This window comes from Streptomyces sp. NPDC005574, from assembly GCF_040605435.1.
Taxonomy (GTDB): Bacteria; Actinomycetota; Actinomycetes; order Streptomycetales; family Streptomycetaceae; genus Streptomyces.
The window spans coordinates 1-26,021 of record NZ_JBEXCW010000039.1 but is presented as its reverse complement, the minus strand read 5'-3'; the positions used below and the strand labels follow the sequence as shown (position 1 = coordinate 26,021).

The window sequence follows — 26,021 nt, the reverse complement described above, 5'->3', positions numbered from 1 at the left end:
AGATCACAGGACAGTAACGCCACCTCTGTCACCTCAGTCGAACTGATCGCCCAGCGCCATCACCATCGCCCCGGCCACCAGCAGCCACAGCGCCCGCCGGGTCCGCCCCCGCGCGCCCAGCACCCCGGCGACCGCGCACACCGAGGCGCCGCAGGCGTAGGCGGCGGGCACGAGCGCGGGAGCGGTGCCGGTGGTCCGCAGCACGGCCGCGGCCAGCCCGGCGAGGGTCAGCAGCACCCCGGTGCCGGCCGCCGTCCAGCGGGCCCGCCGGGCGTCCTCGGCCGCGTCCGGCCCGGAAACCAGGTGCGGGGCGACCCGGGCCGCTGCTAGCTTCCGCGCGTCAGCCGTCCCCGGCTCCTCGCCGTCGACCGAAGCGGGTGCATTTTTTGAAGGTCCGACCGAGCTCCTACGCATCTCCTTCCACTACGAAGATCACAAGGAGCCCGTTCACCGATGCCGACCAACACATCGCGGACCCCGAACGACCCCCTCACTGACCGTCTGACCCTCCCCCGCTATCCGCGCAGCGGCCGCTACGACGTGCGCTGGACCATCGACAACCAGATGGGCCCGCACGCCCTGTGGCTGCTGGAATGGCTGGCCCCCGCGCTCGGCCTGGCCGAGCTGGAGCCCGGTGCCCGCGTCCTCGACCTGGGCTGCGGCCGGGCCATGACGTCCGTCTTCCTCGCCCGGGAGTACGGCGTCCAGGTCACCGCGGCCGACCTGTGGGTGCGGCCCGAGGACAACGCCGTACGCGTCGCCGAGGCGGGTGTCGGCGACCGTGTGCTGCCGGTGCACACCGAGGCGCACGACCTGCCCTTCGGCGACGGCACCTTCGACGCCGTCGTGTCCGTCGACGCCTACCAGTACTTCGGCACCAATGACCTGTATCTGCCCACCCTCACACGGCTGTTGAAGCCGGGCGGGCGGATCGGCGTCGTCGTACCGGCACTGCGGGAGGAGCCCGCCGGCACCGAGCCGCCGCAACACCTGCGACCGTGGTGGGAGCCCGACTTCTGGTGCTTCCACTCGCCCGGCTGGTGGCGGCGCCACTGGACGCGCGGCGGGGCCGTCGAGGTGGAGGCGGCCGACTGGCAGCCGGACGGCTGGCGGGACTGGCTGCTGTGGAGCGAGGTCGTCGCCGAGGAGAGCACCGACGACTTCCACGTGCGGATGGCCGGCCGGAGCGTGGAGATGCTGCGCGCCGACCAGGGCCGCGCGCTGGGCTTCGTACGGCTCGTCGGCCGCCGCACCTGACCGCACGCCTGGGGGGACGCACCGCGAACGGCGCGTCCCCCCAGGGGCGTTCGGGAAGCGGCTCAGCCTTCGGCCACGCCCAGCTTCTCCAGGATCAGTTCCTTGACGCGGGCCGCGTCGGCCTGACCGCGGGTCGCCTTCATGACCGCGCCGACCAGGGCGCCGGCCGCGGCCACCTTGCCGCCGCGGATCTTGTCCGCGACGCCCGGGTTGCCGGCGATGGCCTCCTCGACGGCGGTGGTGAGCGCGCCCTCGTCGGAGACGACCTTCAGGCCGCGCTTGTCGACGACCTCGTCCGGGGTGCCCTCGCCGGCCAACACGCCCTCGATGACCTGGCGGGCCAGCTTGTCGTTCAGGTCGCCGGCCGTGACCAGCGCGGTGACCCGGGCGACCTGCTCCGGCGTGATGGCCAGTTCGTCCAGCGAGGTGCCCGACTCGTTGGCGCTGCGGGCCAGTTCACCCATCCACCACTTACGGGCGGAGGCGGCGTCCGCACCGGCCTCGATCGTGGCGACGATCGTGTCCAGGGCACCGGCGTTGAGGATGGCCTGCATCTCGGTGGCGCTGATGCCCCACTCCCCGAGCAGCCGGTTGCGGCGGGCCAGCGGCATCTCCGGGAGCCCGGCGCGCAGTTCCTCGACCCACTCCCGCGAGGGGGCCACCGGCACCAGGTCCGGCTCGGGGAAGTAGCGGTAGTCCTCCGCCTCCTCCTTCACGCGGCCCGAGGTCGTGGACCCCGTGTCCTCGTGGAAGTGGCGGGTCTCCTGGATGATCGTGCCGCCGTCGTTGAGCACGGCGGCGTGCCGCTGGATCTCGAAACGGGCCGCACGCTCCACGGACCGCAGCGAGTTCACGTTCTTCGTCTCGGACCGCGTGCCGAACTTCTCCCGGCCGTGCGGGCGCAGCGACAGGTTCACGTCGCAGCGCATCTGGCCCATCTCCATCCGGGCCTCGGAGACTCCGAGCGCCCGGATCAGCTCCCGCAGCTCGCGGACGTACGCCCGGGCGACCTCGGGGGCGCGCTCGCCCGCGCCCTCGATCGGCTTGGTGACGATCTCGATGAGAGGGATGCCGGCGCGGTTGTAGTCCAGCAGGGAGTGGGAAGCGCCGTGGATACGGCCGGTGGCGCCGCCGACGTGCGTCGACTTGCCGGTGTCCTCCTCCATGTGGGCGCGCTCGATCTCCACGCGGAAGCTCTCGCCGTCCTCCAGCTGCACGTCGAGGTAGCCGTTGAAGGCGATCGGCTCGTCGTACTGGGAGGTCTGGAAGTTCTTCGGCATGTCCGGATAGAAGTAGTTCTTCCGGGCGAAGCGGCACCACTCGGCGATCTCGCAGTTCAGCGCGAGACCGATCTTGATCGCGGACTCCACGCCGATCGCGTTGACGGCCGGGAGCGCGCCCGGCATGCCGAGGCAGATCGGGCAGGTCTGCGAGTTGGGCTCGGCGCCCAGCTCGGTGGAACAGCCGCAGAACATCTTGGTCCTGGTGCCGAGTTCGACATGGACCTCCAGGCCCATGACGGGGTCGTACGACGCCAGCGCGTCCTCGTACGACACCAGGTCGATCGTGGTGGTCACGGTGAAACTTCCCTCTCAGCCCAGCAGGACGTCGTCGTCGCCCAGCCGCTTCAGCTCGCGGTAGAGGATGGCGAGGCCGGTGGCGATGGCGGCGGCGGACACGGCCGCGTCGATCAGGCGCAGGGTGTCGTTGTCGGTGCGGGCCAGCTTGGCCTGCTTGGCGACGGCGACCGCGCCGAACGCGGTGGTGGCCATGGACAGGTACAGGCCGGACTTCGACTTCTTGAATCCCTTGGCCTTGGACAGTGCCTTGCTCACAGCGACGGAGCCTCCTCGATCAGCGCGTGACCCCACTTTTCCACGAAGGCGGCCTCGACGGCGGCACCCACCTTGTAAAGACGGTCGTCCTTCAGCACCGGGGCGATGATCTGGAGACCGACGGGGAGGTTGTCCTCCGGCGCGAGACCGCAGGGCAACGACATGGCCGCGTTGCCCGCCAGGTTGGTCGGGATGGTGCACAGGTCCGCGAGGTACATCGCCATCGGGTCGTCGGCGCGCTCGCCGATCGGGAAGGCGGTGGTCGGCGTCGTCGGGGAGACGATCACGTCGACCTTCTCGAACGACGCGTCGAACTCCTGCTTGATGAGCGTGCGGACCTTCTGGGCGCTGCCGTAGTACGCGTCGTAGTAGCCGCTGGACAGGGCGTAGGTGCCCAGCATGATGCGGCGCTTGACCTCGGGGCCGAAACCGGCCTCGCGGGTCAGGGAGGTGACCTCCTCGGCGGAGTGCGTGCCGTCGTCGCCGACCCGCAGGCCGTAGCGCAGGCCGTCGAAGCGGGCGAGGTTGGAGGAGCACTCCGACGGCGCGATCAGGTAGTACGCCGACAGCGCCAGGTCGAAGGACGGGCAGTCCAGCTCGACGATCTCCGCGCCCAGCTCCTTCAGCAGCGCGACGGACTCGTCGAACCGCTGCATGACGCCGGCCTGGTAGTGCTCGCCGCGGAACTGCTTGACGACACCGACCCGCATGCCGGCGACGCTGCCGTTGCGGGCGGCCTCGACGACCGGCGGGACCGGGGCGTCGATCGACGTGGAGTCGAGCGGGTCGTGCCCGGCGATGACCTCGTGCAGTAGCGCCGCGTCCAGGACCGTGCGGGCGCAGGGGCCGCCCTGGTCGAGGGAGGAGGAGAAGGCGACCATGCCGTAGCGGGAGACCGCGCCGTACGTCGGCTTCACGCCGACCGTGCCGGTGACGGCGGCCGGCTGGCGGATGGAACCGCCGGTGTCGGTGCCGATGGCCAGCGGGGCCTGGTAGGAGGCGAGCGCGGCGGACGAACCGCCGCCGGAGCCGCCGGGGATCCGGGTGAGGTCCCAGGGGTTGCCGGTCGGGCCGTAGGCGCTGTTCTCGGTGGAGGACCCCATGGCGAACTCGTCCATGTTGGTCTTGCCGAGGATGACGACGTCGGCGGCCTTCAGCCGCTTGGTGAGCGTCGCGTCGTACGGCGGGATCCAGCCTTCGAGGATCTTGGAGCCGACGGTCGTCGGGATGCCCTCGGTGGTGAAGATGTCCTTCAGCGCGAGCGGGACGCCGGCGAGCGGGCCGAGCTTGTCGCCGGCCGCGCGCTTGGCGTCGACGGCGCGTGCCTGCGCGAGGGCGCCCTCGCGGTCGACGTGCAGGAAGGCGTGCACCTTCTCGTCGACGGCCTCGATCCGGGCCAGGTGGGCCTCGGTGACCTCGACGGCCGTGAGTTCGCCGGAGGCGACCTTCGCGGCGATCTCGGCGGCGGTGAGCTTGATGATGTCCGTCATGGTGGTGTTAGTCCTCCCCCAGGATCTGCGGCACCTTGAAACGCTGCTGCTCCTGGGCCGGGGCGCCGGAGAGCGCCTGCTCGGGGGTGAGCGAGGGACGGACCTCGTCCGCGCGCATGACGTTCGTCAGCGGCAGCGGGTGGGAGGTCGGCGGTACGTCTTGGTCGGCGACCTCGCTGACGCGGGCGACCGCGCCGATGATGTCGTCCAGCTGTCCCGCGAAGTGGTCGAGCTCTTCGGGCTTCAGCTCCAGACGCGCCAGCCGGGCGAGGTGGGCGACCTCCTCGCGCGTGATGCCAGGCATGCGGCGTTCCTCTGGGGTGAGTGCGTGTGGTGGGCCCAATCCTATGGGGCGGGGGGCCGTGCCCGTTAAACGGTTTGCCCCGGCGCGGGCGGCGGGCGGTCGACGGGGGGTGCGCGGCGCCGGTGGAGAGCGGTCGACGCGGGGTCCGCAGCGCGGGCTGCGGGCGGTCGACGCGGGGCGGATTCACGGTCGTGCGGGGCCGGCCGGGCGGCGGATCCAGGTCCGGGCGGGGCCGTCCGGGCTGTCCGGGCTGTCCGGGGGAAGGTCAGTCGTCGGTCGCCACGGCCGGCAGGGCGGCGCGGGGGCGCTGCCAGCCGCGTGAACCCCGCGCCAGCAGCCAGGCCGTGGCCTCCTCCGGCGGCATCGCGGCCGCCACCAGCCAGCCCTGTACGGCGTCGCAGCCCAGGTCGCGCAGCCGTTCCCAGGTCTCGTCGTCCTCGACGCCCTCGGCGACCACGAGCAGGCCCAGCGAGTGGGCGAGGTCGACCGTACAGCGGACGATCTCCGCGTCCTCGGTGTCGACGGCCAGCCGGGCGACGAACGAGCGGTCGATCTTGAGTTCGCTGACCGGGAGCCGGCGCAGGTGCACCAGCGAGGAGTAGCCCGTCCCGAAGTCGTCCAGGGACATCTTCACGCCGTGCCCGGTCAGTCCGGCCAGGGTGTCGGCGGCCCGCTGCGGGTCCTCGAGCAGCACGTGTTCGGTTATCTCCAGCTGCAGCGATCCCGCCGGGACGCCGTGACGGGCGAGCCGGGCGGCCACCGAGCCGGCGAACCCGGGGGTGTGCACGTCGCGCGGGGAGACGTTGACGGCGACCGGCACGAACAGGCCCTGGGCGCGCCAGCGGGCGACCTGGGCGAGCGCCGTGTCCAGCACGTACTCGGTGAGGTGGGGCATCAGCCCGGAGGACTCGGCGATCGCTATGAACTCGTCCGGCGGCACCTTCCCGCGCTCGGGATGCACCCAGCGGACCAGCGCCTCCAAGCCGGCGACCTGGCCGTCGAAGCGGACCTTGGGCTGGTAGTGCAGCTGGACCTCGTGCGCGTCCAGGGCGCGGCGCAGGTCGCCGAGCAGTCCGAGCCGGTCCGGGGTGTTGGAGTCCCGCTTGGACTCGTAGACCTCGACGCCCGTGCGGTCCCGCTTCGCCTGGTACATCGCGACGTCCGCCCGCCGGAGCAGCCCCTCGGCGTCGAGGGCGTGGTCGGGGAAGACGGCGACTCCCGCGCTCGCCTCCAGGACGAGGGTCAGGCCGTCGAGGTCGAGCGGGGAGCTGAGCGCGCCCACGAGACCGCGGGCGACGCGGGTCGCGGAGGTCGTGGAGTCGGCGACCGGCAGTAAGACGGCGAACTCGTCACCGCCGAGCCGCGCGGCCTCCGCCCCGCGCGGCAGGGCCAGCCGCAGCCGGTCCGCTATCTGCAGCAGCAGCCGGTCACCGGCGAGATGCCCCAGGGTGTCGTTGACCGACCGGAAACGGTCGAGGTCTATCAGCATCAGGGCGGCCCGGGCGTCGATGCGCTCGGCGTCGTCCAGCGCGGTCCAGATGCGTTCCAGCAGCCACTGGCGGTTGGGCAGGCCGGTGAGGGGGTCGCGCAGTTGCTCCTCGGCGCGGGCCCTGGCTATCCAGAGGGTGGAGTCGAGGGCGATGAGGGGGATGGCGAACAGCGGCAGCAGGATCGGCATGGCGACGGCGACGACACAGATCAGCGGGGCGATGCCGAGCAGCGCGACCGCGAGGAGTCCCTGCCGGACCAGGGCGGTGCGGGCCACGGTGGGCAGGCCGCCGCGCGGGGCGTACAGGTACCAGAGCAGGACCCGGGTCACCGCGAGATAGGCGACGGCGACGAGCATCACCTCGGGGGCGGTGTACAGGGTCCAGGTGCCGGGGTCCCAGGGCCGCTCGACGGACGGCACGCGGCCGAAGGACGCCAGCACCAGGGCGCCGGCGCCGATGCCGAGGATGTCCACCGCGCCCTGCAGCAGGCCCTGCCGCCAGCGGTGGCGCCTGGCTATGCCGACCAGGACGACGACGGTGAGGCTGACCATGCCGGCCGGCACCCAGCCGTACAGCAGCAGCCCGGCGAGGGTGAGGGCGGCGCCGGAGCCGGTGCCGCCCCACCAGCGGGCGCGGCCGAGCGCGACCAGGTGGCCGACGATGACGCCGGTGAGCACGGCCAGGGACCAGCCCACCGTGCCGGACGGGAACAGTGCCTGGTCCCCGCGGAAGCCGCGGTAGAAGCCGGCGCCCAGGACGATGCCGGCGGCCGCGACGACGACGGCGGGCAGCGCGGGCCAGGACAGGTGCCGTTCGTGCTCGGCGTCGGGCAGTCCGTGTCCGGCGGCGAGTCGTGCGGCGCCGCGGCCGTCCACCACGGGGTGGCGTCCGGCCGTGCGTCCGGCGCCCGGACGCTCCGGAGGCCGCCCGGTCCACCGGCTCTCGCGCAGTGCGCCGGCCATCCGGCGCACGCGCAGCCAGGAGTCCGGGGCGGCGCTCTCGGTCGGTTCCATTCCCGTCCCTCTCACAACCGGCGGTGCCCACGCCACGCGGCCCGGTGCCCTGCATCCGTCAACGGCGCCGCGTGCGACATCCCTTCCCCCTGCTCTCCAGGAGCAGAGGGTTGCCCCGACCGCGGCCGGGCACGGCGGGCGCACCCCTCAACAGTAGGCCGCAGAAGGCTTCCACGGGCAGCGGTCGGCGACGGTTGCCCGAATGCCACCCTGCCACCCGTATGCATCTGGTATGCGCCGATCGGGTGGCCTTCAACCGCTACTCCTCGGTCGGAAGCGCGACTTCGGCCGCCGCGTCCGGCCCCTGGTCCAGCAGGACCTGGAAGCCGTCCTCGTTCAGGACGGGAACCTTGAGCTGCATCGCCTTGTCGTATTTCGAGCCGGGGTTGTCGCCCACGACGACGAACGAGGTCTTCTTGGAGACCGATCCGGTCACCTTCGCGCCCCGGCTCTGCAGCGCCTCCTTGGCCGCGTCGCGCGTGAAGTGTTCGAGGGTGCCGGTGACGACGAGGGTCATGCCGTCGAGCGGCCGGGGACCCTCGTCCTCGCCGGAGCCCTGGTCCTCCATACGGACGCCGGCCGCCTTCCATTTGGCGACGATCTCGCGGTGCCAGTCCACGGCGAACCACTCCTTGACCGCCTTCGCAACGATCTCCCCCACCCCGTCGACCGCGACCAGTTCCTCCTCGGAGGCCTGCTGGATGCGGTCCACGGAACGGAACTCGCGGGCCAGCGCCTCGGCCGCCACCGGGCCGACATGACGGATCGACAGGCCGGTGAGGATGCGGGCGAGGGGGCTCTCCTTGGCCGCGGCGATGGTGTCGAGCATCGCGAGCGCGTTCTTCTTCGGCTCGCCCTGCTGGTTGGCGAAGACGGTGGCGACCTTCTCCTCGCCGGTCTTCGGGTCGCGCTTGGGCAGGCCGCTGTCCTGGTCGCGGACGTACGCCTTGATGGGCAGCAGCTGTTCGACGGTGAGGTCGAAGAGGTCGCCCTCGTTCTTCAGCGGCGGCTCGGCGGGCTCCAGCGGGCGGGTCAGGGCGGCGGCGGCGACGTAACCGAAGTGGTCGATGTCGAGCGCCTTGCGGCCCGCGAGGTAGAACAGCCGCTCGCGCAGCTGGGCCGGGCAGGTGCGGGCGTTGGGGCAGCGCAGGTCGACGTCGCCCTCCTTGGAGGGGGCCAGCGGTGTGCCGCACTCGGGGCACTCGGACGGCATGACGAACTCCCGCTCACTGCCGTCGCGCAGGTCGACGACCGGGCCGAGGATCTCCGGGATGACCTCGCCTGCCTTGCGCAGCACCACCGTGTCGCCGATGAGGACGCCCTTGGCCTTGACGACGTCCTGGTTGTGCAGGGTGGCGAACTCGACCTCGGACCCGGCGACCGTGACGGGTTCGACCTGGGCGTACGGGGTGACGCGGCCGGTGCGGCCGACGCCGACCCGGATGTTGATGAGCTTGGTGTTGACCTCCTCCGGCGCGTACTTGTAGGCGATGGCCCAGCGCGGTGCGCGGGAGGTGGAGCCCAGGCGTCCCTGGAGCGGGATCTCGTCGAGTTTGACCACCACGCCGTCGATCTCGTGCTCCACCGAGTGGCGGTGTTCGCCGTAGTGCGCGATGAACTCCCGTACGCCGTCGAGTCCGTCGACCACCTTGTTGTGCGGGGAGGTGGGCAGGCCCCAGGTCTTCAGCAGGTCGTACGCCTGGGAGAGCCGGGTGAGGCCGGTGTAGCCCTCCAGGACCCCGATGCCGTGCACGACCATGTGCAGGGGGCGGGTGGCGGTGACGCGCGGGTCCTTCTGGCGCAGCGAACCGGCCGCCGCGTTGCGCGGGTTGGCGAACGGCTTGTCGCCGGCCTCCAGCAGGCGGGCGTTGAGCTCCTCGAACTTCTCCATCGGGAAGTAGACCTCGCCGCGGATCTCCACCCGGTCCGGGACGTGGTCGCCGTGCAGCCGTTCGGGGATCTCCGCGATGGTGCGGACGTTGGGGGTGATGTCCTCCCCCGTACGGCCGTCGCCCCGGGTGGCCGCGCGGGTGAGGCGGCCGTGCTCGTAGGTGAGGTTGACGGCGAGACCGTCGACCTTCAGCTCGCACAGCAGGTGGTGGGGGGAGGCGCCCACGTCCTTGGCGACGCGCTCGGCCCAGGCGGCCAACTCCACCTCGCTGAAGGCGTTGTCGAGGGAGAGCATGCGCGAGGGGTGCTGGACGGAGGTGAACTCCGTGGCGTAGGCGCCCGCCACCTTCTGGGTGGGCGAGTCGGGCGTGCGCAGTTCCGGATACTGCTCCTCCAGCGCCTCCAGGGAACGCAGGAGCTGGTCGAACTCGGCGTCGCTGACGACCGGGGCGTCCTTCACGTAGTACCGGAAGCGGTGCTCCTCGATCTGCTCAGCGAGCTGCGCGTGCTGCTCCCGTGCCTCGGCGGGCACCGTCGTCTCCGCCTGCTTGTCGCCGGCCACCGTGTCGTCCTCCCGTTACTCTGGGTTGTCCGCGAGGGATCTCGCCGCCCGGACGCAGTGGGCGAGAGCCCGGCGCGCGTACTCCGGGGAGGCTCCCGCGAGTCCGCACGACGGGGTGAGGGTCACCGCCTCCGCGAGAAGCCCCGGTCGCAGCCCCAGCCTGCGCCACAGCGTCCTGACACCCATGACGCTACCGGCCGGGTCTGACAACGCGGCGTCGGTGCCGGGCACGACGCCGACGAGCAGCCGGGTGCCGCCCTCTACCGCCTCCCCGATCACGTCGTCGTCACGCTCGGTGAGCAGGGAGAAGTCGAAGGAGACGGCCGACGCGCCCGCCCGGCGCAGCAGGGCGAAGGGCACGTCGGGCGCGCAGGAGTGGACGACGACCGGATGGTCGCCGTGCACGGCGACCACGTCCCGCAGGGTGGCCTCTACGGCCTGCCGGTCGACGGCGCGGTGGGTGCGGTAACCGCTCGCGGACCGCACGTGTCCGCGCAGTACGTCCACCAGGGAGGGCTCGTCGAGCTGGAGCACGACCTGCGCCCCCGGCACCCGGCGGGCGACCTCCTCCAGGTGCGTCCGCAGTCCCTCGGCGAGCGAACCGGCCAGGTCGCGGCAGGCGCCGGGGTCTGACAGCGCGACCTCGCCGTTGCGCAGTTCCAGCGCGGCGGCCAGCGTCCAGGGGCCGACGGCCTGCACCTTGAGCGGGCCCTGGTAGCCCTGGGTGAACTCCTCCAGCGCGTCGAGGTCCTCACCGAGCCAGGAGCGGGCCCGCCGGGTGTCGCGGCCCGGCCGGTCGCCGAGCCGCCAGCCGCTGGGCTCCACGCGCGCGTAGAGCTCGGCGAGCAGCCCGGCGGTGCGGCCGATCATGTCCGCGCCGGGTCCGCGGGCGGGGAGTTCGGCCAGGAAGGGGAAGTCCTCGACGGACCCGGTGACGGTCTTGGCGGCTTCGAGGGCGTCGCCCCCGGGCATGGAGCCGATGCCCGTGGCGGGGCCGAGACTGAGGTGTGCGTTCACGTGGGAAGCCTACGGAGGTTTCCCAGGGGCGCGGCCCCCGGACCCCGGCTTTCCCGCGACCGCGGTGTCCGCCGGGTCAGCGGCTCGGTGCCAGGCCGGCCTGCGCCCGGCCACCCGAGAGCCCACACCCCCGGCACCCCGGCGCACCAACGCCCTCGACACCCGGCCGGGCAGCGCCCGCGGCGCCCGATGGGCCAGCACCCTCGGCGCCTCGCCGGGCAGCGCCCCGCCACCCGACGGCCCGCACCCCGCCGGGCCCGCGCCCCCCTGGCACCCGGCGGGTCAACGCCCTCGACACCCGGCCGAGCAGCGCCCGCGGCGCCCGATGGGCCAGCACCCTCGGCGCCCGGCGGCCAGGCAGCGCCCCGCAGCGCCCGACGGATCAACGCCCCCACCACCCGCCCGGTCGGCGCCACGCCACCCCGCGGATCAGCGCCCCGGGCGGACCGTCAGGTCGTTGACCTCGGCGTCCCTGGGCAGGTCGACGGCCGTCAGGATCGTCGTGGCGACGGACTCCGGGTCGATCCACCGCGCGGGGTCGTACTCCTTGCCCTCCTGCTGGTGGACCTTGGCCTGCATGGGGCTGGCGGTGCGGCCGGGGTAGACGGACGTGACGCGGACGCCGTTGCCGTGCTCCTCCTCGCGCAGGGAGTCCGCGAGGGCCTTGAGTCCGTGCTTGGAAGCGGCGTACGCGGACCACTCGGCGTGGGCGCTCAGGCCGGCCCCCGAGTTGACGAACACCACGTGGCCGCGGGCGGTGCGCAGCTGCGGCAGGAAGTGGCGGGTGAGCTCGGCGGGGGCGATCAGGTTGACGTTGAGCTGGTGGTGCCAGGACCGGGGGGTCAGCTCGCCGACCTTGCCGAGGTCGACGACTCCGGCGATGTGGAACAGCGTGTCCACCCGGTCCGGGAGGCTCTGGTGCGAGAAGGCCCAGCTCAGCCTGTCGGGGTCGGCCAGGTCTCCGACGAGCGTGGCGGCGCCCGGGAACCGTGCCGCGAGTTCCTTCGCGCGGCCCGCGTCGCGCGCGTGCAGCACGAGGTCGTCCCCGCGCGCGTGCAGGCGGCGGGCGAGAGCGGCGCCGATGCCGGAGCCGGCGCCGGTGATCACATGGGTAGCCATGCCCGCCATGCTCGCATCACCGGTGGCTCACCCGGTGCCCCGGCCCTCGGCGGGAGCCGCCGACGTCGCGGCCTCCAGGTGGGCGAGCGCCGCCGCCGGCTCCTCGGCGAAGAACATCAGGTCGGCCAGGGGGCGGGGCAGGAACCCCTCGTCCTCCATGCGGTGGAACTGCTGCCGGAGGCCGTCGTAGAACCCGGCGGTGTTGAGGAGGACCACCGGCTTGTCGGTGTGGCCGTGCTTCTTCAGTTCCAGGATCTCGGTCGCCTCGTCGAGCGTCCCGGTGCCCCCGACCATGATCACGACCGCGTCGGCCCTCTCCAGCAGCAGCCGCTTCCGTTCGGCGAGGTCGCGCGCGATCACCATCTCCTCGACGCCCGGCCGCGCCTTGGCCGCGAGGAAGTCCACGGAGACCCCGCAGAGCCGGCCGCCCGCCTCCTGCACCCCGTCGGCGACCACCTTCATCAGGCCGACGTCCGAGCCGCCCCACACCAGGGTGTGGCCGCCCTTGCCGAGCAGCCCGGCGAACTCCCGCGCGGGGCGCGTGTAGCGGTCGTCGAGGTCGGCGGCGGAGAGGAAGACGCAGATTCGCATGACGTCACCGTACGCGGGAAGAACGACGGGCCCGCGGGTGCTCTTCCGGTATGGCCAAAGGACACACGATCACCATCGAGCACGGCACGCAGCATGTGAGGGTCGTCCACGGGGACCGGGTGCTGGCGGAGAGCGACCGGCCGCTGGTCCTGCGGGAGACGGGCTCGCCCGTGCGGTACTACCTGCCCGCCGAGGACGTACGGCTGGAGCTGCTGACCCCCTCCGACACCCACACGTACTGCCCGTTCAAGGGCACCGCCTCGTACTGGTCGCTGCCGGACGCGGCGGACCTGGTGTGGGGGTACCCGGACCCGAAGCCCGACGTCACCGAGATCAAGGACCACCTCTGCTTCTACGAAGTCGAAGTGTCGTGACCGATGAGCCGGCGGGGGTACGGCAGTCTCCACGGCATGGACAAGAAGACCCTTTCGCGCGACGGCACCCCCCTCGCGTACGAACGCACCGGACAGGGCCCGGCGGTCGTCCTGGTGAGCGGCGCGATGTCGACGGGCGCCACGGTGGCGCCCCTTGCGCCGCTGCTCGCTGACCGCTTCACCGTCGTCGCCTACGACCGGCGGGGCCGCGGCGGGAGCGGCGACACCGCCCCGTACGCCGTGGCCCGCGAGGTCGAGGACCTCGCGGCCATCGTGGAGGCGGCGGGCGGCGACGCGGCCCTGTACGGCATCTCCTCGGGCGGCGCGCTGGTCCTGGAGGCGGCGGCGGCCGGGCTGCCGGTCCGTTCCGTGGCCGTGTACGAGCCGCCGTTCGCCGACCACGGGGGCGGTGCGCCGGAGCGGGCCGCGTACACCGAGAACCTGACCGAGGCCCTCGCGCAGGGCCGGCGCGGGGACGCCGTGGAACTGTTCCTGCGGCTGACCGGCCTGGCCGAGGAGATGATCGCGGGCGCACGCCGGTCCCCGATGTGGGCCGACCTGGAGGCGGTCGCCCCGAGCCTGGCCTACGACGACGCCGTGATGGGCGACGGTCTGGTGCCCCGGGACCGCTTGGCCTCGATCGGTGTGCCGGTCCTGGCCCTGGCCGGCGGGGCGAGCCCCGGCTGGCTGCGGCAGGCGGCGAAGGACGTCGCGGACGCGGCACCCGAGGGCGTGTACCGCGCGCTGGACGGCCAGACGCACGCGGTGGACCCCGCCGTCCTCGCGCCGGTGCTGGCGGAGTTCTTCGCGGCATAGTTTCCTGCGCGCGGGCGCCGTGGTGCGCCCCTTCACGTCGCCCGCGCGCTGTGGCTCCCGTCGGGCACCGGCACCGGCACCGGCAGCCGCACCGGCGAGAAGCCGGCCGGTCGTGGAACTCGGCGGTCAGCCCGTACTCGCGCCGGCGGCGGAGGAAGGCGCGGACCCGGCTCCAGCGAAAGCGATCTCCTGCGGCGAACGGAGCCGACCCGTGCGCTCGGCTCCGTTCGCCGCAGCGAGCATCGCGACCGCCTTCGTCGCCAGGCGCGCCCCAGGCTCTCCGCGTCGGGGAAACGGCTCGTTCCTAAGCGACCGTGAGTACGATCTTGCCCCGGATGTGCCCTCGGGCGGCGCGTTCGTGCGCGGCTCGGGCGTCCGCGAGCGCAAACGTGCTGTCGATCGCGACGCGGACCGTGCCCGCGTCGAGCAAGCGCCCCAGTTCGGCAAGCTGCGCGCCGTTCGAGCGGACCTGGGCGCTCGAGACCGTTACACCCAGCTTCGCGGTCTCTTCTTCATCGAAGTCCCCGGGAAGCACGGGGAACTGGGAGCCACCGCGCTTGAGCGTACGCAGGAAGCGCTTGCTGTCGGGGCCACCCACGGCGTCGAGAACGACATCGACGTCGTGCACGAGTTCCTCGGGACGACTCTTGGTGTAGTCGATGTACTGGTCGGCGCCGAGCTCGCGCAGGAACGTCTCATGCGCGCCCGATGCCACCGCGACGACACGTGCGCCCCTCCATTTCGCCAGCTGTAGGGCGATGTGCCCCACGCCGCCCGCGGCGCCGTTGACGAGCACCGTCGTGTCGGCGTCGAGCGCCGTCGGGCGATGCCGTGCCTCCTGGAAGGGCGAGGGGTGATCGTGTCCGACCTCGATCAGGAACTGCCACGCGGTCAGGCCGGCCATGGGCGCCCCGGCGGCGTGCACGTGGTCGACGCCGACCGGCTTGCGTGCCAGGTCCGATGCGGGCGCAGCCACGTACTCGGCGTATGCGCTGCCGTCGAAGCTGGGAAAACGCAGAAGACCGAAGACTTCGTCACCTACGGCGAGACCTTCCACGTCCGCGGCGACAGCCTCGACGACGCCCGACACGTCCGACCCCGGAATCACCGGCAGGCTGACCGTCGATTCCGCCTCCCCGGGCATTCTGGTCAGCCCGCCGCGCAGGTACCAGTCCGGAGGATTGACGCCGACCGCGTGCACGCGAACGAGCACCTCGCCCGGCCCCGGCTCGGGAATCGGCACCTCGTCGTAGCGCAGAACGTCAGGGCCGCCGTGCTCATGGAGCCGGACCGCCCTCATCGTGTCTGTCGGCATCGTTTCCTCCTGCCCGCACTGCGGGATACGCTTATTCGGATCAGTGATCCACATAACCGGACCACTGATCCGAATATATGGACCACTGATCCGGATAGTCAAGAGGGGCAGATGCGGGCCGACGCCAGGAAAAACCGCGACCACCTGCTCGCAGTAGCAGGCACCGCCGTCACCGAGCAAGGCGTCGACGTGTCACTGCGCGACATCGCGCGCCGGGCCGATGTCGGGCTCGCGACGCTGCTGCGGCACTTCCCGACGCGTGAGGCACTGCTCGATGCCCTGCTCCGCACGAGCTTCGACGAACTGACGGCAAAGGCAGGCGAGTTCGAGACGGCGAGCTCGCCCGAAGACGCTCTCATCTCGTGGCTGCGCGACTGCGTCGCGTGGACAACCGAGTATCGGGGCGTGACCGTACTGATGGCAGCCGCCATCGAGGACACCGAATCCGCACTCCACGCTTCGTGCGTCACCCTGCGCGCAGCCGGTGCGCGGCTCCTCACCCGTGCCCAGGCCGCGGGCATCGCGCGGGGCGATATCGACGGTGCCGATTTGTTCGCGCTGGTAGCCATGCTCGCCTGGGTCGGCGATCAGCCCTCGCTCGCGCCACGCGCCGATCGCCTCTTCGAGGTTGTCGCGAGCGCGATTCTGACGAGCGCGGGGAGCAGCCATGCCGAGGGGGAACACCGCCCTCAGACCCGTAACTGAGATGGCCGCGCGCTGACCAGCGGACTCGGCAGGGGGCGACGCCGAGGTCGTACTGCATCCATCCCGGTCCGAACCCGGACCTGCGACCCGACTCCGGGCAGGCGCGGCATTCCCGACCGACCCTGATCCTGCAAGACACCCCGCCTGCGGGCCGTCTACAGGAAGACTGGCACAGTGCCCGCGTGGACCACGGCGACGTCCGTACGGAACACGAGCACCACAGGATGGCGTTGAAGCTGTGAAGGTGAGGGATCGGGGAGTGGTGGACGGTACGGGAGCGGAGGTCGACGGCGCGCGCGGGGTGTTCTCAGTGAACTCGACCGCCCCGGGCGCCGCACCGCGGGGACTCGACTCCTTCCGGCGCGGGTGGGAGACGCAGATCGGCGACGATGTCTTCCAACTGCCCGCCTTCAGCCCGGACACGGTCGGTGACTTCCGGGTCAGGGGACAGGTGGCCAAGGTGCAGGGCGCGGCGATCGCCGATCTGCACGCCGCGTCGGCGACCCGGACCGCGGACGCCCCGGGCGGCGACCAGGACCTGGTGGCGATGTACGTGGTGCGGCGCGGTACGTGGACTCTGGGCGGCCCGCCCGGTGGCGGCGAACAGACCGTGTCGGCAGGGCGGTTCCTCGTCCGGCACGTCGGGCGTCTGTCGGCCTTCGAGACGTCGGCGCACATCACGGCGAAGTTCTTCGTCCTGCCGCCCGGCGAACTCAAGCCCCTGCTCGGGAACCGGGCCATCACCGGGGCGGCGGACTCGGCCGAGATACGCCTGCTGACGGCCCTCGCGGACACGATCCAGACAACTGTGTCCGACCTCGGCCCGGCCGGTGTGGAAGCCGCCCACGGCGCGCTGATCGAGCTGGCCAAGGCGGTGACGAAGGGCCGGTTCGACGACGTGGAACCCCGGCTGGCGCCCGCGCTCACCCGGGCGGCCAAGGATCTCGCGGACCGCCGGCTCGCTGATCCCGAACTCTCTCCCGCGATGCTTGCGCGTGAACTCAGCGTCTCCGTCCGGACGTTGCACAGGGCATTCGCCGCGGTGGGAGAGCAGGTGACTACCTACATCCGCCACCGGCGACTGCAAGAGGCCAGGCTCGCCCTCACCGCGCCGTCAGGTCGCCTGAGTATCTCCGAACTCGCTGCCCACTGGCAGTTCGCGGACAGCAGTCACTTCACCCGGACCTTCAAGAAGCACTACGGTCAGACTCCCACCGAGTACGCCCGCTCGACCGGAGCGGCTTCGCTCCCGCCGAACCGGCACCCCTCGGGCCATGGGCCGGCCGAAAGCGCGTGACCAAAGGTAGGACCCGGCGGCTCCCGGCGAGCTGAGAGGTGATCCGCCGCCCCGTGGCTCACCCTTGGGTGGTGTTTGCTGCCCGGTCCGCTGCCCGCCTTCCGCCGGCCGACCGACGACGGACCGGCGTCGGCCCCCCTCTTTCACGCGTATGCGGCAGCCGTCCACACGGGCCCTGGCCCCGTCGAGCTCGCCGCCGCTTCGGGTTCGGCACGCAGGATGCCGGCAACTGGTCGAAGACTCCGACCAGCCGCCGGCGGTCCGGGCGCCGGGGATGAGCGCGTCATGGAAGCGCCGGGGGCACTGAAGAAGGCTCAGTCGATCAGTTCGGCGGCCCGTTCGGCGATGGCGTAGACGGTCGCATTGGTGTTGGCCGAGGGGATGGACGGCATCACCGACGCATCGGCGACCCGCAGTCCGGCTATTCCGTGCACCCGAAGGTTCGCAGGGTCGACGACGGCATCGGCGTCGGTTCCCATGCGGCAGGTGCCGGTGAAGTGGAAGTAGGGGCCGGTCGCCTTGCGGATGAACTCGTCCACGGATTCGCCGCTCGTCCCGGAGCCCGGCACCGCTTCCTGCTTGCGCCAGTCGGCGAACGCGTCGGCCTCCCCGATGCGGCGTGCCAGGGCCAGGCCCTTGCGCATGGTCTCCAGGTCACGATCGTCGCTCAGGTAGCCGGGGTCGACGACGGGAGCGCTTCCGGGATCGGCGTCCGCGAGACGCACGGTGCCGCTGCTGTGCGGAGCCATCGCGGAGAAAGCGATGGAGTAGCCGTTGGCCGGCGGCCGGCCCCATGCCGACGGGAGCGGTGCGGCGACGACGTAGACCTGAAGGTCCGGCCGGGCCGCGGCGGGGTCGCTGTACAGCAGGCCCATCATTTCGGCCGGCGGGTTGGCCGGAACGAACGGTACGGGCTGGATGGCCTCGTACACCACGCCCGCCATCGGATGGTCCTGCAGATGGGAGCCCACTCCCGGCAGGTCGGCGACGACGTCGATGCCGTGTTCCTCGAGGTGTTGTGCCGGGCCGATCCCTGACAGCATCAGGAGGTGTGCGGAACCGATGGCTCCCGCGGTCAGTACCACCTCGGCGCCGTCGACGGACCGGCGCTCCCCACCGATGGTGTACTCGACGCCGGTGCAGCGGCCCGCGGTGGTGCGCAGCCGCTGCACGGTCGCGTCCGTGACGACGTCCAGGTTCGGCCGGTCGAGGAACGGACGGATGTAGGCGTCGGCCGCGCTCTGGCGGGCGCCGGCGGGCAGATTCATGTCACTCCACCCGAACCCGGTCTCCAGCCCGCTGCCGATGTCATCGGCGCGTGCGAACCCGGCCTCCACCGCGGCGTCGATGCCCGCCGTGGCCAGGGGATGGGGTTCCGGGACCGGGGCGACCACGACCGGGCCGTCCGTTCCGCGTACTGAGGCATCACGGCTGCGAGTGCTCTCGCTGCGGCGGAAACAGGGCAGCAGATCGTCGAAACCCCAGCCCGGAGCGCCGAGGCCGGGCCATTCGTCGTAACCGGAGCGGTGCCCCCGCAGGTGGTAGAGGCCGTTGATGCTCGACGATCCGCCGAGCGCCTTGCCGCGCAGCACATCAGCGGCTCTGCCTGTACCGGCCTGCACGGTCGAGGCGCCCAGCCAGAGGGATGACGGGTCGAACCCGAGGAAGCCCCAAGGAGATGCCATCGTCGCGGTCGCGTCCCGGGCTCCGGCCTCCAGCAGCAACACCCGCATGCCGGGGCGTTCCGAAAGCCGGGAGGCAATCACACATCCCGCTGTCCCCGCTCCTACCACGACATAGTCATAAGGACTCTTGCTCATCATTTCTCCGCTTTCCACGGCAGCCCTGCCCGACCGCCGGATGTCAGAAAATCAGCCCCTCGACGATCAAGAAGCTGATGACGCTTATGCGCTGAAGGGTCTGAAAGTCGGGACGGTTGTCTTCGCGTCAGCTCTGTGGGTCGCCCAGCCGCGTCCGGGCTCGGCGCGCGGGAGGCGTGGGATCGGCTGATCAGCAGCGGGCGGGCTGCAGCGGAGTACGACTGTCCGGATGGAGGCCCGCCGCGCACCCCTGCTGGTGCGGGCGTTGCCGGTGCTGACGGACACCGGAGTGACCCGGTGGCAGTGGAAGCTTAGGAAAACCGACACAGCACGCACTTGAACCAGCGCGCCGTCCGTTCGGAACCTGAGCGCCAGCACGGGCGGGCAGGATGCCGCGTCTCTCATCGCCGGACCGGCCACGGCGGCACGTACGCAGACGATCAGCTCGTCTCGCTCACCCCTGCGGACGCTCCGCAGGGGAAGCCTGTGACGGCGGCGGAGCCCCGAAGATCCTTTCTACGCCACCCCGGCCGTCGCCCGCGTGGTCGTCGCGATCGTCGCCGAGCCGAGGACGCGGGTGCCGTCGTACAGGACGATCGCCTGGCCGGGGGCGACTCCGCGGACCGGCTCGGCGAACGACACCTGGAGGGTGCCGTCGACGAGTTCGGCGCTCACCTCCGTCTCGCCGCCGTGGGCGCGGAGCTGGGCGGTGTAGGTGCCCGGGCCGCTCGGCGCGGTTCCGCACCAGCGCGGCCTGATCGCCGTGAGCGCGCAGACGTCCAGGGCGGCCGCAGGGCCGACCGTCACCGTGTTGTCCACCGGGGAGATGTCCAGGACGTAGCGCGGCTTGCCGTCGGCGGCCGGGGTGCCGATGCGCAGGCCCTTGCGCTGGCCGATGGTGAAGCCGTACGCGCCCTCGTGGGTGCCGATCCTGGCGCCGGACTCGTCGACGATGTCGCCCTCGGCCTTGCCGAGGCGGTTCGCGAGGAAGCCCTGGGTGTCGCCGTCGGCGATGAAGCAGATGTCGTGCGAGTCGGGCTTCTTGGCGACCGCGAGGCCCCTGCGCTCGGCCTCGGCGCGGATCTCGTCCTTCGTCGTCACCGTGTCGCCGAGCGGGAACAGCGCGTGGGCGAGCTGCCGCTCGTCCAGCACGCCGAGCACGTACGACTGGTCCTTCGCCATGTCGGAGGCGCGGTGCAGCTCGCGGCCGCCGTCCTCGCGGACCACGACCTGCGCGTAGTGGCCGGTGCAGACCGCGTCGAAGCCGAGGGCGAGCGCCTTGTCGAGCAGGGCGGCGAACTTGATCTTCTCGTTGCAGCGCAGGCACGGGTTCGGGGTGCGCCCCGCCTCGTACTCGGCGACGAAGTCCTCCACGACGTCCTCGCGGAAGCGGTCGGCGAGGTCCCACACGTAGAACGGGATGCCGATGACGTCCGCGGCGCGGCGGGCGTCGCGCGAGTCCTCGATGGTGCAACAGCCCCGCGCGCCGGTGCGGAACGACTGCGGGTTCGCGGACAGCGCGAGGTGGACGCCGGTCACGTCGTGGCCCGCCTCGGCCGCGCGCGCGGCGGCGACGGCCGAGTCGACACCGCCCGACATGGCGGCGAGGACTCGGAGCGGACGGGAAAGCTGCGGGGTGTCAGTCATAGCCCTCCAAGGGTAAGGGGGCGCGGGAACCGGAGCCCGCGCGTATCCGTTCTCGATCACATGGGGGAGACACAGCGCGACACCGACCGGCGTATCGGGCGGCGCGCCCTGCTCATCGGCGGGGCCGCGGCCGCCGCCGGCACGGCCGCGCTCGCACGCGACGAGCTGGCGCACCTGTGGTGGCGGCTGCCCGGCGTGGAGAAGCCGCGGGTGGCGGGCGCGGTCGACTTCCGGGGCGCGCGGTGGGTGGCGGCCTCGCCGGCGAACTGGCGGCGGGCGGACCGGCCCGACGACTACGCCGTGGACCGGGTGGTCGTCCATGTCACCCAGGGCAGCTTCGCGAGCGCGGTGAAGGCGTTCCAGGACCCCGGTCACGGGGCCGCGGCCCACTACATCGTCCGTCAGGACGGGCACATCACCCAGATGATCCGCGAGCTGGACGTGGCCTTCCACGCGGGCAACCGCGAGTACAACGAGCGCAGCGTCGGCATAGAGCACGAGGGTTTCGTGGACCGGCCCGAGGACTTTACCGACGCGATGTACGCGGCCTCCGCGCGGCTGACGGCGCGGATATGCGGGCGGTACGGCATCCCCGTCGACCGCCGGCACGTCATCGGGCACGTGGAGGTGCCGGGGACCGACCACACCGACCCGGGGCCGCACTGGGACTGGAAGCGGTACCTGCGGCTGGTGCGCGCGGCGCGGACAGCGAGCGCATAGCGGGGATGCTGTGTGACGCAGCCCACATGACCGCCATATGGTGACCAATCGCCGAGGTCCGCGTGTCCGATGCGTCCCGCCCGACGAGCATGACCTGCGAACCGCCAACTTGGCCTCTGCACAAGCCAGTTGACGGCGCCTGTCCGGCAGGGCGTTCGCACAGCCTGTTCGGCTCGCTCCCAGGTTCGCCCCAGTCCTCACACAGCCCCTGCGTCGAGGCTCCACGGCCATGACGAACAGCGCAGAGCCCGCGTCCGGCGCGGAGCGAGACGGCAGGGACGCCCACGCGAGAAGCGACCGGGGCGGCAAGGGCGAGCACACCAGGGCGGCCGGGGGCCGGAGCGGGAAGGGAATGCACCGGCGCCGCTTCCTCGGCGGGATGGCCGGAGTCGGCCTCGGTGCCGTCGGGGCGGCGGGGGCGACCTTCGGGCTGCTGACCGACGCGGGCGGCAACAAGGCCGGCGCCGCCACCGGCACGGGCACGCTGCCCGTCCCCGACCTCCTCGAAGGCACCGCCGCCGACGGCACCACCACCTTCACCCTGGAGGCGAAGGCCGGCACCGGCGAGGTGCTCGACGGGGTCACCAGCACCACCGCCGGCTACAACCAGTCGTTCCTCGGCCCGACCATGAAGTGGACCAGCGGCGACACCGTCCTGCTGAACATCACCAACAGCCTCACCGAGGAGACCACCGTCCACTTCCACGGCGCGCACGTCCCGCCGAAGATGGACGGCGGCCCGCAGAACGCCTTCGCCGCCGGGACGACCTGGTCCCCCACCTTCACCGTCCTGGACGAGGCCAAGACCCTCTGGTACCACCCGCACGCCCTGGGCACCACGGCGAAGCAGGCCACCCACGGGCTGGCCGGGATGATCATCGTGGAGGACGACTCCACCGCCTCCGCCGCCCTGCCGAGCGACTACGGCGTCGACGACATCCCGCTCGTCTTCCAGTGCCTGGCCGTCGACAGCGCCGGCGACATCAAGTACGACCAGGCCGGCTACCTCACCAGCGGCCTCAGCTTCCCGGTGCTGGTCAACGGCGCCAACGTCGACGACACCACGCTCACCTTCAGCGCCACCAGGACCCGCAACCGCTTCCGGGCGCTCAACGCCTCGCCGTCGGACATCATCACCCTCCAGCGCAGCGACGGCGGCAAGTTGACCCAGATCGCCACCGACCAGGGCTACCTGACGGAGCCGACCTCGGTGGACACCATCCGGCTGGTGGCCGGGGCCCGCGCCGAGTTCGTCATGGACGTCACCGAGGACGTCACCCTCCAGGTCGTCATCACGACGGGCTGGATCCGCGGCGGCTCCGGCACGTTCGACTTCCTCACGGTCGCGGCCGGCGGCAGCGACACCCCGGACGACCTGCCGAGCAGCCTCAGCACCATCGAGCGGTACGACACCAGCGGCTTCACGGCCCGCACCATCACGCTCAGCAACACGGGCGCGACGATGAAGATCAACGGTCAGGCCGGCCTCACCATGTCCGGCATGACCATGATCAGCACCACGCTGGGGGCCAAGGAGATCTGGACGATCACCAACGCCTCCCAGCTGGAGCACTCCTTCCATCTGCACGACGTGCCCTACCAGTTGGTCTCGATCAACGGCTCGGCCCCCACCGGGGTCCAACTCGGCTGGTACGACACGTTCGAGGTGGTCGGCGGCGGCTCCCTCAAGATCGCGATGGAGTTCACCGACTTCTCCGACGACACCTACATGTACATGCTCCACTGCCATCTGCTGCAGCACGAGGACGAGGGCATGATGGCGTCCCTCATGGTGCTGGACGGCTGAACACCGGCCCCGGGGGGCGGGCTGATCCGGACGAGGAGTCCTAGCTGAGGCCGGCCGCCCGGGCCCGCTCCACGGCCGGGCCGATCGCCTTGGCGACCGCCTTGACGTCGGCCTCCGTGGAGGTGTGGCCGAGGGAGAAGCGCAGGGTGCCGCGGGCCAGGTCCGGGTCGGTTCCGATGGCCAGCAGCACATGGCTGGGCTGGGCGACGCCCGCGGTGCAGGCGGAGCCGGTGGAGCACTCGATGCCCTGGGCGTCGAGCAGCAGGAGCAGCGAGTCGCCCTCGCAGCCCGGGAAGGTGAAGTGGGCGTTGGCCGGGAGGCGGCCGCCGGGTGCCGGGTCCCCGCCGAGGATCGCGTCGGGGACCGCGGTGAGGACCGCCTCGACCAGGCTGTCCCGCAGGGCGCCGATCTCCCGCGCGAACCACTCGCGCCGCTCGGCGGCCAGCGTGCCCGCGACCGCGAAGGACGCGATCGCGGGCACGTCGAGGGTCCCGGAGCGGACGTGCCGTTCCTGGCCCCCGCCGTGCAGCACGGGCACGGGGGTGTACTCACGGCCCAGGATCAGGGCGCCGATGCCGTACGGGCCGCCGATCTTGTGACCGGACACGGCCATCGCGGCGAGGCCGGAGGCGGCGAAGTCGACCGGCACCTGCCCGTACGCCTGCACCGCGTCGGCGTGCAGCGGGACGCCGAACTCGGCGGCGACGTCGGCCAGTTCACGGACCGGGGAGATGGTGCCGATCTCGTTGTTGGCCCACATCGCGGTGGCCAGGGCCACGTCGTCGGGATTGCGGGCGATGGCCTCGCGCAGCGCCTCGGGGTGGACCCTGCCGTAGGCGTCGACCGGAAGGTACTCGACGGTGGCGCCCTCGTGTTCGCCGAGCCAGTGCACGGCGTCGAGGACGGCGTGGTGCTCGACGGGGCCTGCCAGCACCCGGGTCCGGGCGGGGTCGGCGTCGCGGCGGGACCAGTACAGGCCCTTGACTGCCAGGTTGTCCGCCTCGGTGCCGCCGGAGGTGAGGACGACCTCGCTGGGGCGCGCGCCGAGGGACTCCGCGAGGCTCTCGCGGGCCTCCTCGACCGTACGGCGGGCCTGTCGGCCGGATGCGTGGAGGGAGGAGGCGTTGCCGGTGACACTCAGGTGCGCGGCGAGTGCCTCGACTGCCTCGGGAAGCATCGGGGTCGTCGCGGCGTGGTCGAGGTATGCCATGGTGCCCCGATTCTACGGGGACCCGGTCACCGGTCTCGGTGACAGGCCCGACCGGAACGGGGACACGACGGTGCGCGGCTCGTCCCCGGCCGCCTCCCGCCGCCTCACGCGCGGCACACCCTGCCGTCACACGACCGGCTCACACCTGCCGGCTCACGCCTGGCGCGCGCCCGGCTCAGGCCTGCCGTCAACGCCCGGCTCGCACCCGGCGCCGCCCGCCTGACAAGGACCCGGCGCCTCACGCCCCGCGCCTCACGCACGGCGAAGCCCGCTATCTGCGCACAGGTGGCGGCTTCGCGGCTCAGGGCTTCCGCGAGGCGCGGCGCCGCACGCGGCTCGTGGTGGTCACAGGCTCCACGACAGCGAGCTGTCGGCCTGCATGAAGGCGGCCAGGACCAGCAGGTCCGCCACGCCCAGGCCGAGGCCGAGGAAGGCGCGGCCGCGGCGGGCCGTGCCGCGCCACAGGGCGACGCCGGCCAGGGCGATGGCCATCGGGCCGAGGAAGACGTTGAGCACGAGGAGGCCGAGGAGCCCGAGGACGAAGGACGCGACGGCCATGCCGTCGGCGTCGCTGGCCCCGGTGCGGCTCGTGGCCGATGCGGTGAGTTGCATGTCAGTCAGCTCCCGGTGAAAGGGGACGGCGTTCAGTGGGTCGAGGTGTGACGCCGGCGTCCGTGGCGCTCGCGGAGCGCGAAGACGGCGAGCCAGACGGCGATGACGGCGGCGGCGACGGCGGTGACCGTGAGCGACGTGTGGGCCACGGTGCCCATCACGAGGCCGAGCAGCAGAAGTGCGGCGACGAGGAACAGCATGGGATGAGATCCCCCTCCGAGATGCGTGCGAGATGCTTCTCGTTACGTTTGGGTGAACGGTTGTAGTAACACTTGTTCACTGACTCTGGAGTCTAGCGCGTCGCACGGCTTTTCAATTACGGAGAACAGTTGTTAACTGCATGGCATGAGTCACACCCTCGGCATCCGGCAGGCGCAGAAGCAGAAGACCCGGCAGTCGCTCCTGGACGCCGCGCTGACGCTCCTGGAGGAGCAGTCCCTGAGCAGCCTGGGCCTGCGCGAGGTCACGCGCGCCGTCGGCGTCGCCCCGACGGCCTTCTACCGGCACTTCCGCTCCACCGAGGACCTGGGCGTGGCCCTGGTCGAGGAGGCGCTGGGCAGCCTGCACCCGATGATCCGGACGACGGTGTCCACGGCGGGCGACAGCGATGAACGCATCGTCCGCGCCGTCGAGTTGATCGCCGGTCATGTGGACGCCTACCCCGCCCACGTCCGATTCATCGCCCGGGAACGCCATGGCGGGGTGCAGCCGGTGCGCGAGGCCATCCGGGAGCAACTGGCCCGGTTCGCCGAGGAGGTGAGGAACGAACTGGCCAAGGACCCCGAGTCGGCGGGGTGGAACGACGACGACCTCCTCATGCTCGCCCACCTGTACGTCGACCAGATGCTGATCACGGCCTCGCTGTTCCTGGAGGCGCTGGAGGCCCCGGAGAAGCGGGACCACGTCACCCGGCTCGCGACGCAGCAGATGCGGCTGATCAGTCTCGGCCGCCGGCACTGGCTCGCCTGACGCCGGCCCGCACCCGCTCTCCCCTTCCTTCGGTGCGCGAGAGCCGGGCCGACCGGCAACACGGCGGCGGCGCACCCGCGTTCGGGTGCCGTCCCCGCGAACCCAGTTGGCGATTACCGCTTCCTTGTCGGGAGCGACCACGAACCCTTCAACGGCTTCGT

General features: G+C 71.9%; 24 protein-coding genes. 8 read left to right on the top strand and 16 right to left on the bottom strand.

Annotation, left to right across the window (positions count from 1 at the left end; translation table 11 throughout):
* Positions 1-33: 33 nt before the first annotated feature.
* Complete coding sequence (locus tag ABZT03_RS24055; RefSeq protein WP_356042471.1) at positions 34-414, bottom strand: hypothetical protein; 381 nt, start codon at positions 412-414, stop codon at positions 34-36.
* 39 nt (positions 415-453) lie between these two features.
* Here ABZT03_RS24055 and ABZT03_RS24050 point away from each other — a divergent pair, with 39 nt between their 5' ends.
* Entirely contained in the window at positions 454-1,257 is an 804-nt protein-coding gene (locus ABZT03_RS24050) for a methyltransferase domain-containing protein (protein WP_356042470.1), read from the top strand.
* 62 nt (positions 1,258-1,319) lie between these two features.
* On the opposite strand, the gene gatB is transcribed toward ABZT03_RS24050, so the two are convergent.
* The 9 genes from gatB to ABZT03_RS24005 all read right to left on the bottom strand — a co-directional run bounded on the left by gatB (position 1,320) and on the right by ABZT03_RS24005 (position 12,568).
* Positions 1,320-2,834 carry an Asp-tRNA(Asn)/Glu-tRNA(Gln) amidotransferase subunit GatB gene (gatB, locus tag ABZT03_RS24045; RefSeq protein WP_356042468.1) on the bottom strand — a complete coding sequence of 505 codons (1,515 nt, stop codon included), beginning with the start codon at positions 2,832-2,834 and terminating at the stop codon, positions 1,320-1,322.
* A gap of 15 nt (positions 2,835-2,849) precedes the next feature.
* Positions 2,850-3,092 (bottom strand): hypothetical protein, encoded by a 243-nt coding sequence (locus tag ABZT03_RS24040; protein ID WP_356042466.1) that lies wholly within the window; start codon positions 3,090-3,092, stop codon positions 2,850-2,852.
* A complete protein-coding gene (gene gatA, locus ABZT03_RS24035) occupies positions 3,089-4,582 on the bottom strand; it encodes an Asp-tRNA(Asn)/Glu-tRNA(Gln) amidotransferase subunit GatA (protein ID WP_356042464.1) in 1,494 nt (497 codons plus the stop codon). The genes ABZT03_RS24040 and gatA overlap by 4 nt, the downstream gene beginning before the upstream one ends.
* 7 nt (positions 4,583-4,589) lie before the next feature.
* Positions 4,590-4,886, bottom strand: coding sequence for an Asp-tRNA(Asn)/Glu-tRNA(Gln) amidotransferase subunit GatC (gene gatC, locus ABZT03_RS24030; RefSeq protein WP_018531282.1), 297 nt, complete (start codon positions 4,884-4,886; stop codon positions 4,590-4,592).
* Between the two features lie 265 nt (positions 4,887-5,151).
* Positions 5,152-7,389 (bottom strand): bifunctional diguanylate cyclase/phosphodiesterase, encoded by a 2,238-nt coding sequence (locus ABZT03_RS24025; RefSeq protein WP_356042462.1) that lies wholly within the window; start codon positions 7,387-7,389, stop codon positions 5,152-5,154.
* 259 nt (positions 7,390-7,648) lie between these two features.
* Positions 7,649-9,841, bottom strand: coding sequence for an NAD-dependent DNA ligase LigA (gene ligA, locus ABZT03_RS24020; protein WP_356042460.1), 2,193 nt, complete (start codon positions 9,839-9,841; stop codon positions 7,649-7,651).
* A gap of 15 nt (positions 9,842-9,856) precedes the next feature.
* Entirely contained in the window at positions 9,857-10,813 is a 957-nt protein-coding gene (locus ABZT03_RS24015; protein WP_356042526.1) for a methionine synthase, read from the bottom strand.
* A gap of 474 nt (positions 10,814-11,287) precedes the next feature.
* Positions 11,288-11,986: an SDR family oxidoreductase gene (locus ABZT03_RS24010; RefSeq protein WP_356042458.1), complete on the bottom strand. Its 699-nt coding sequence runs from the start codon at positions 11,984-11,986 to the stop codon at positions 11,288-11,290.
* Between the two features lie 18 nt (positions 11,987-12,004).
* Entirely contained in the window at positions 12,005-12,568 is a 564-nt protein-coding gene (locus ABZT03_RS24005; RefSeq protein WP_356042456.1) for a TIGR00730 family Rossman fold protein, read from the bottom strand.
* 50 nt (positions 12,569-12,618) lie between these two features.
* Between ABZT03_RS24005 and ABZT03_RS24000 the strand changes: the two genes are divergently transcribed.
* Entirely contained in the window at positions 12,619-12,942 is a 324-nt protein-coding gene (locus tag ABZT03_RS24000; protein ID WP_356042454.1) for a DUF427 domain-containing protein, read from the top strand.
* Positions 12,943-12,978: 36 nt separating this feature from the next.
* Entirely contained in the window at positions 12,979-13,758 is a 780-nt protein-coding gene (locus ABZT03_RS23995; protein ID WP_356042452.1) for an alpha/beta hydrolase, read from the top strand.
* 304 nt (positions 13,759-14,062) lie between these two features.
* Here the strand turns inward: ABZT03_RS23995 and ABZT03_RS23990 are convergent, their stop codons facing one another.
* Entirely contained in the window at positions 14,063-15,073 is a 1,011-nt protein-coding gene (locus ABZT03_RS23990; RefSeq protein WP_356042450.1) for an NADP-dependent oxidoreductase, read from the bottom strand.
* A gap of 111 nt (positions 15,074-15,184) precedes the next feature.
* Between ABZT03_RS23990 and ABZT03_RS23985 the strand changes: the two genes are divergently transcribed.
* Positions 15,185-15,778: a TetR/AcrR family transcriptional regulator gene (locus ABZT03_RS23985; RefSeq protein ID WP_356042449.1), complete on the top strand. Its 594-nt coding sequence runs from the start codon at positions 15,185-15,187 to the stop codon at positions 15,776-15,778.
* Positions 15,779-16,088: 310 nt separating this feature from the next.
* Complete coding sequence (locus ABZT03_RS23980) at positions 16,089-17,075, top strand: helix-turn-helix domain-containing protein (RefSeq protein ID WP_356042447.1); 987 nt, start codon at positions 16,089-16,091, stop codon at positions 17,073-17,075.
* Between the two features lie 314 nt (positions 17,076-17,389).
* Here the strand turns inward: ABZT03_RS23980 and ABZT03_RS23975 are convergent, their stop codons facing one another.
* Together ABZT03_RS23975 and mnmA are read right to left on the bottom strand one after the other, a co-directional pair.
* Positions 17,390-18,895: a GMC oxidoreductase gene (locus tag ABZT03_RS23975; protein ID WP_356042524.1), complete on the bottom strand. Its 1,506-nt coding sequence runs from the start codon at positions 18,893-18,895 to the stop codon at positions 17,390-17,392.
* Between the two features lie 516 nt (positions 18,896-19,411).
* A complete protein-coding gene (mnmA, locus tag ABZT03_RS23970) occupies positions 19,412-20,542 on the bottom strand; it encodes a tRNA 2-thiouridine(34) synthase MnmA (protein ID WP_356042445.1) in 1,131 nt (376 codons plus the stop codon).
* Between the two features lie 60 nt (positions 20,543-20,602).
* Between mnmA and ABZT03_RS23965 the strand changes: the two genes are divergently transcribed.
* Both ABZT03_RS23965 and ABZT03_RS23960 read left to right on the top strand, forming a co-directional pair.
* Positions 20,603-21,262: an N-acetylmuramoyl-L-alanine amidase gene (locus ABZT03_RS23965; protein WP_356042443.1), complete on the top strand. Its 660-nt coding sequence runs from the start codon at positions 20,603-20,605 to the stop codon at positions 21,260-21,262.
* 229 nt (positions 21,263-21,491) lie between these two features.
* A complete protein-coding gene (locus ABZT03_RS23960; protein WP_356042441.1) occupies positions 21,492-23,069 on the top strand; it encodes a multicopper oxidase domain-containing protein in 1,578 nt (525 codons plus the stop codon).
* Positions 23,070-23,109: 40 nt separating this feature from the next.
* On the opposite strand, the gene ABZT03_RS23955 is transcribed toward ABZT03_RS23960, so the two are convergent.
* The 3 genes from ABZT03_RS23955 to ABZT03_RS23945 form a co-directional block, all read right to left on the bottom strand.
* Positions 23,110-24,279 (bottom strand): cysteine desulfurase family protein, encoded by a 1,170-nt coding sequence (locus ABZT03_RS23955; protein WP_356042439.1) that lies wholly within the window; start codon positions 24,277-24,279, stop codon positions 23,110-23,112.
* Positions 24,280-24,624: 345 nt separating this feature from the next.
* Positions 24,625-24,891 carry a DUF4190 domain-containing protein gene (locus tag ABZT03_RS23950; protein WP_356042438.1) on the bottom strand — a complete coding sequence of 89 codons (267 nt, stop codon included), beginning with the start codon at positions 24,889-24,891 and terminating at the stop codon, positions 24,625-24,627.
* Between the two features lie 32 nt (positions 24,892-24,923).
* A complete protein-coding gene (locus tag ABZT03_RS23945) occupies positions 24,924-25,091 on the bottom strand; it encodes a hypothetical protein (protein ID WP_356042436.1) in 168 nt (55 codons plus the stop codon).
* A 145-nt stretch (positions 25,092-25,236) separates the two neighbouring features.
* On the opposite strand from ABZT03_RS23945, the gene ABZT03_RS23940 reads away from it, so the two are divergent.
* On the top strand, positions 25,237-25,860 hold the full coding sequence (locus tag ABZT03_RS23940; RefSeq protein ID WP_356042435.1) for a TetR family transcriptional regulator: 624 nt from the start codon (positions 25,237-25,239) through the stop codon (positions 25,858-25,860).
* Positions 25,861-26,021: the final 161 nt, after the last annotated feature.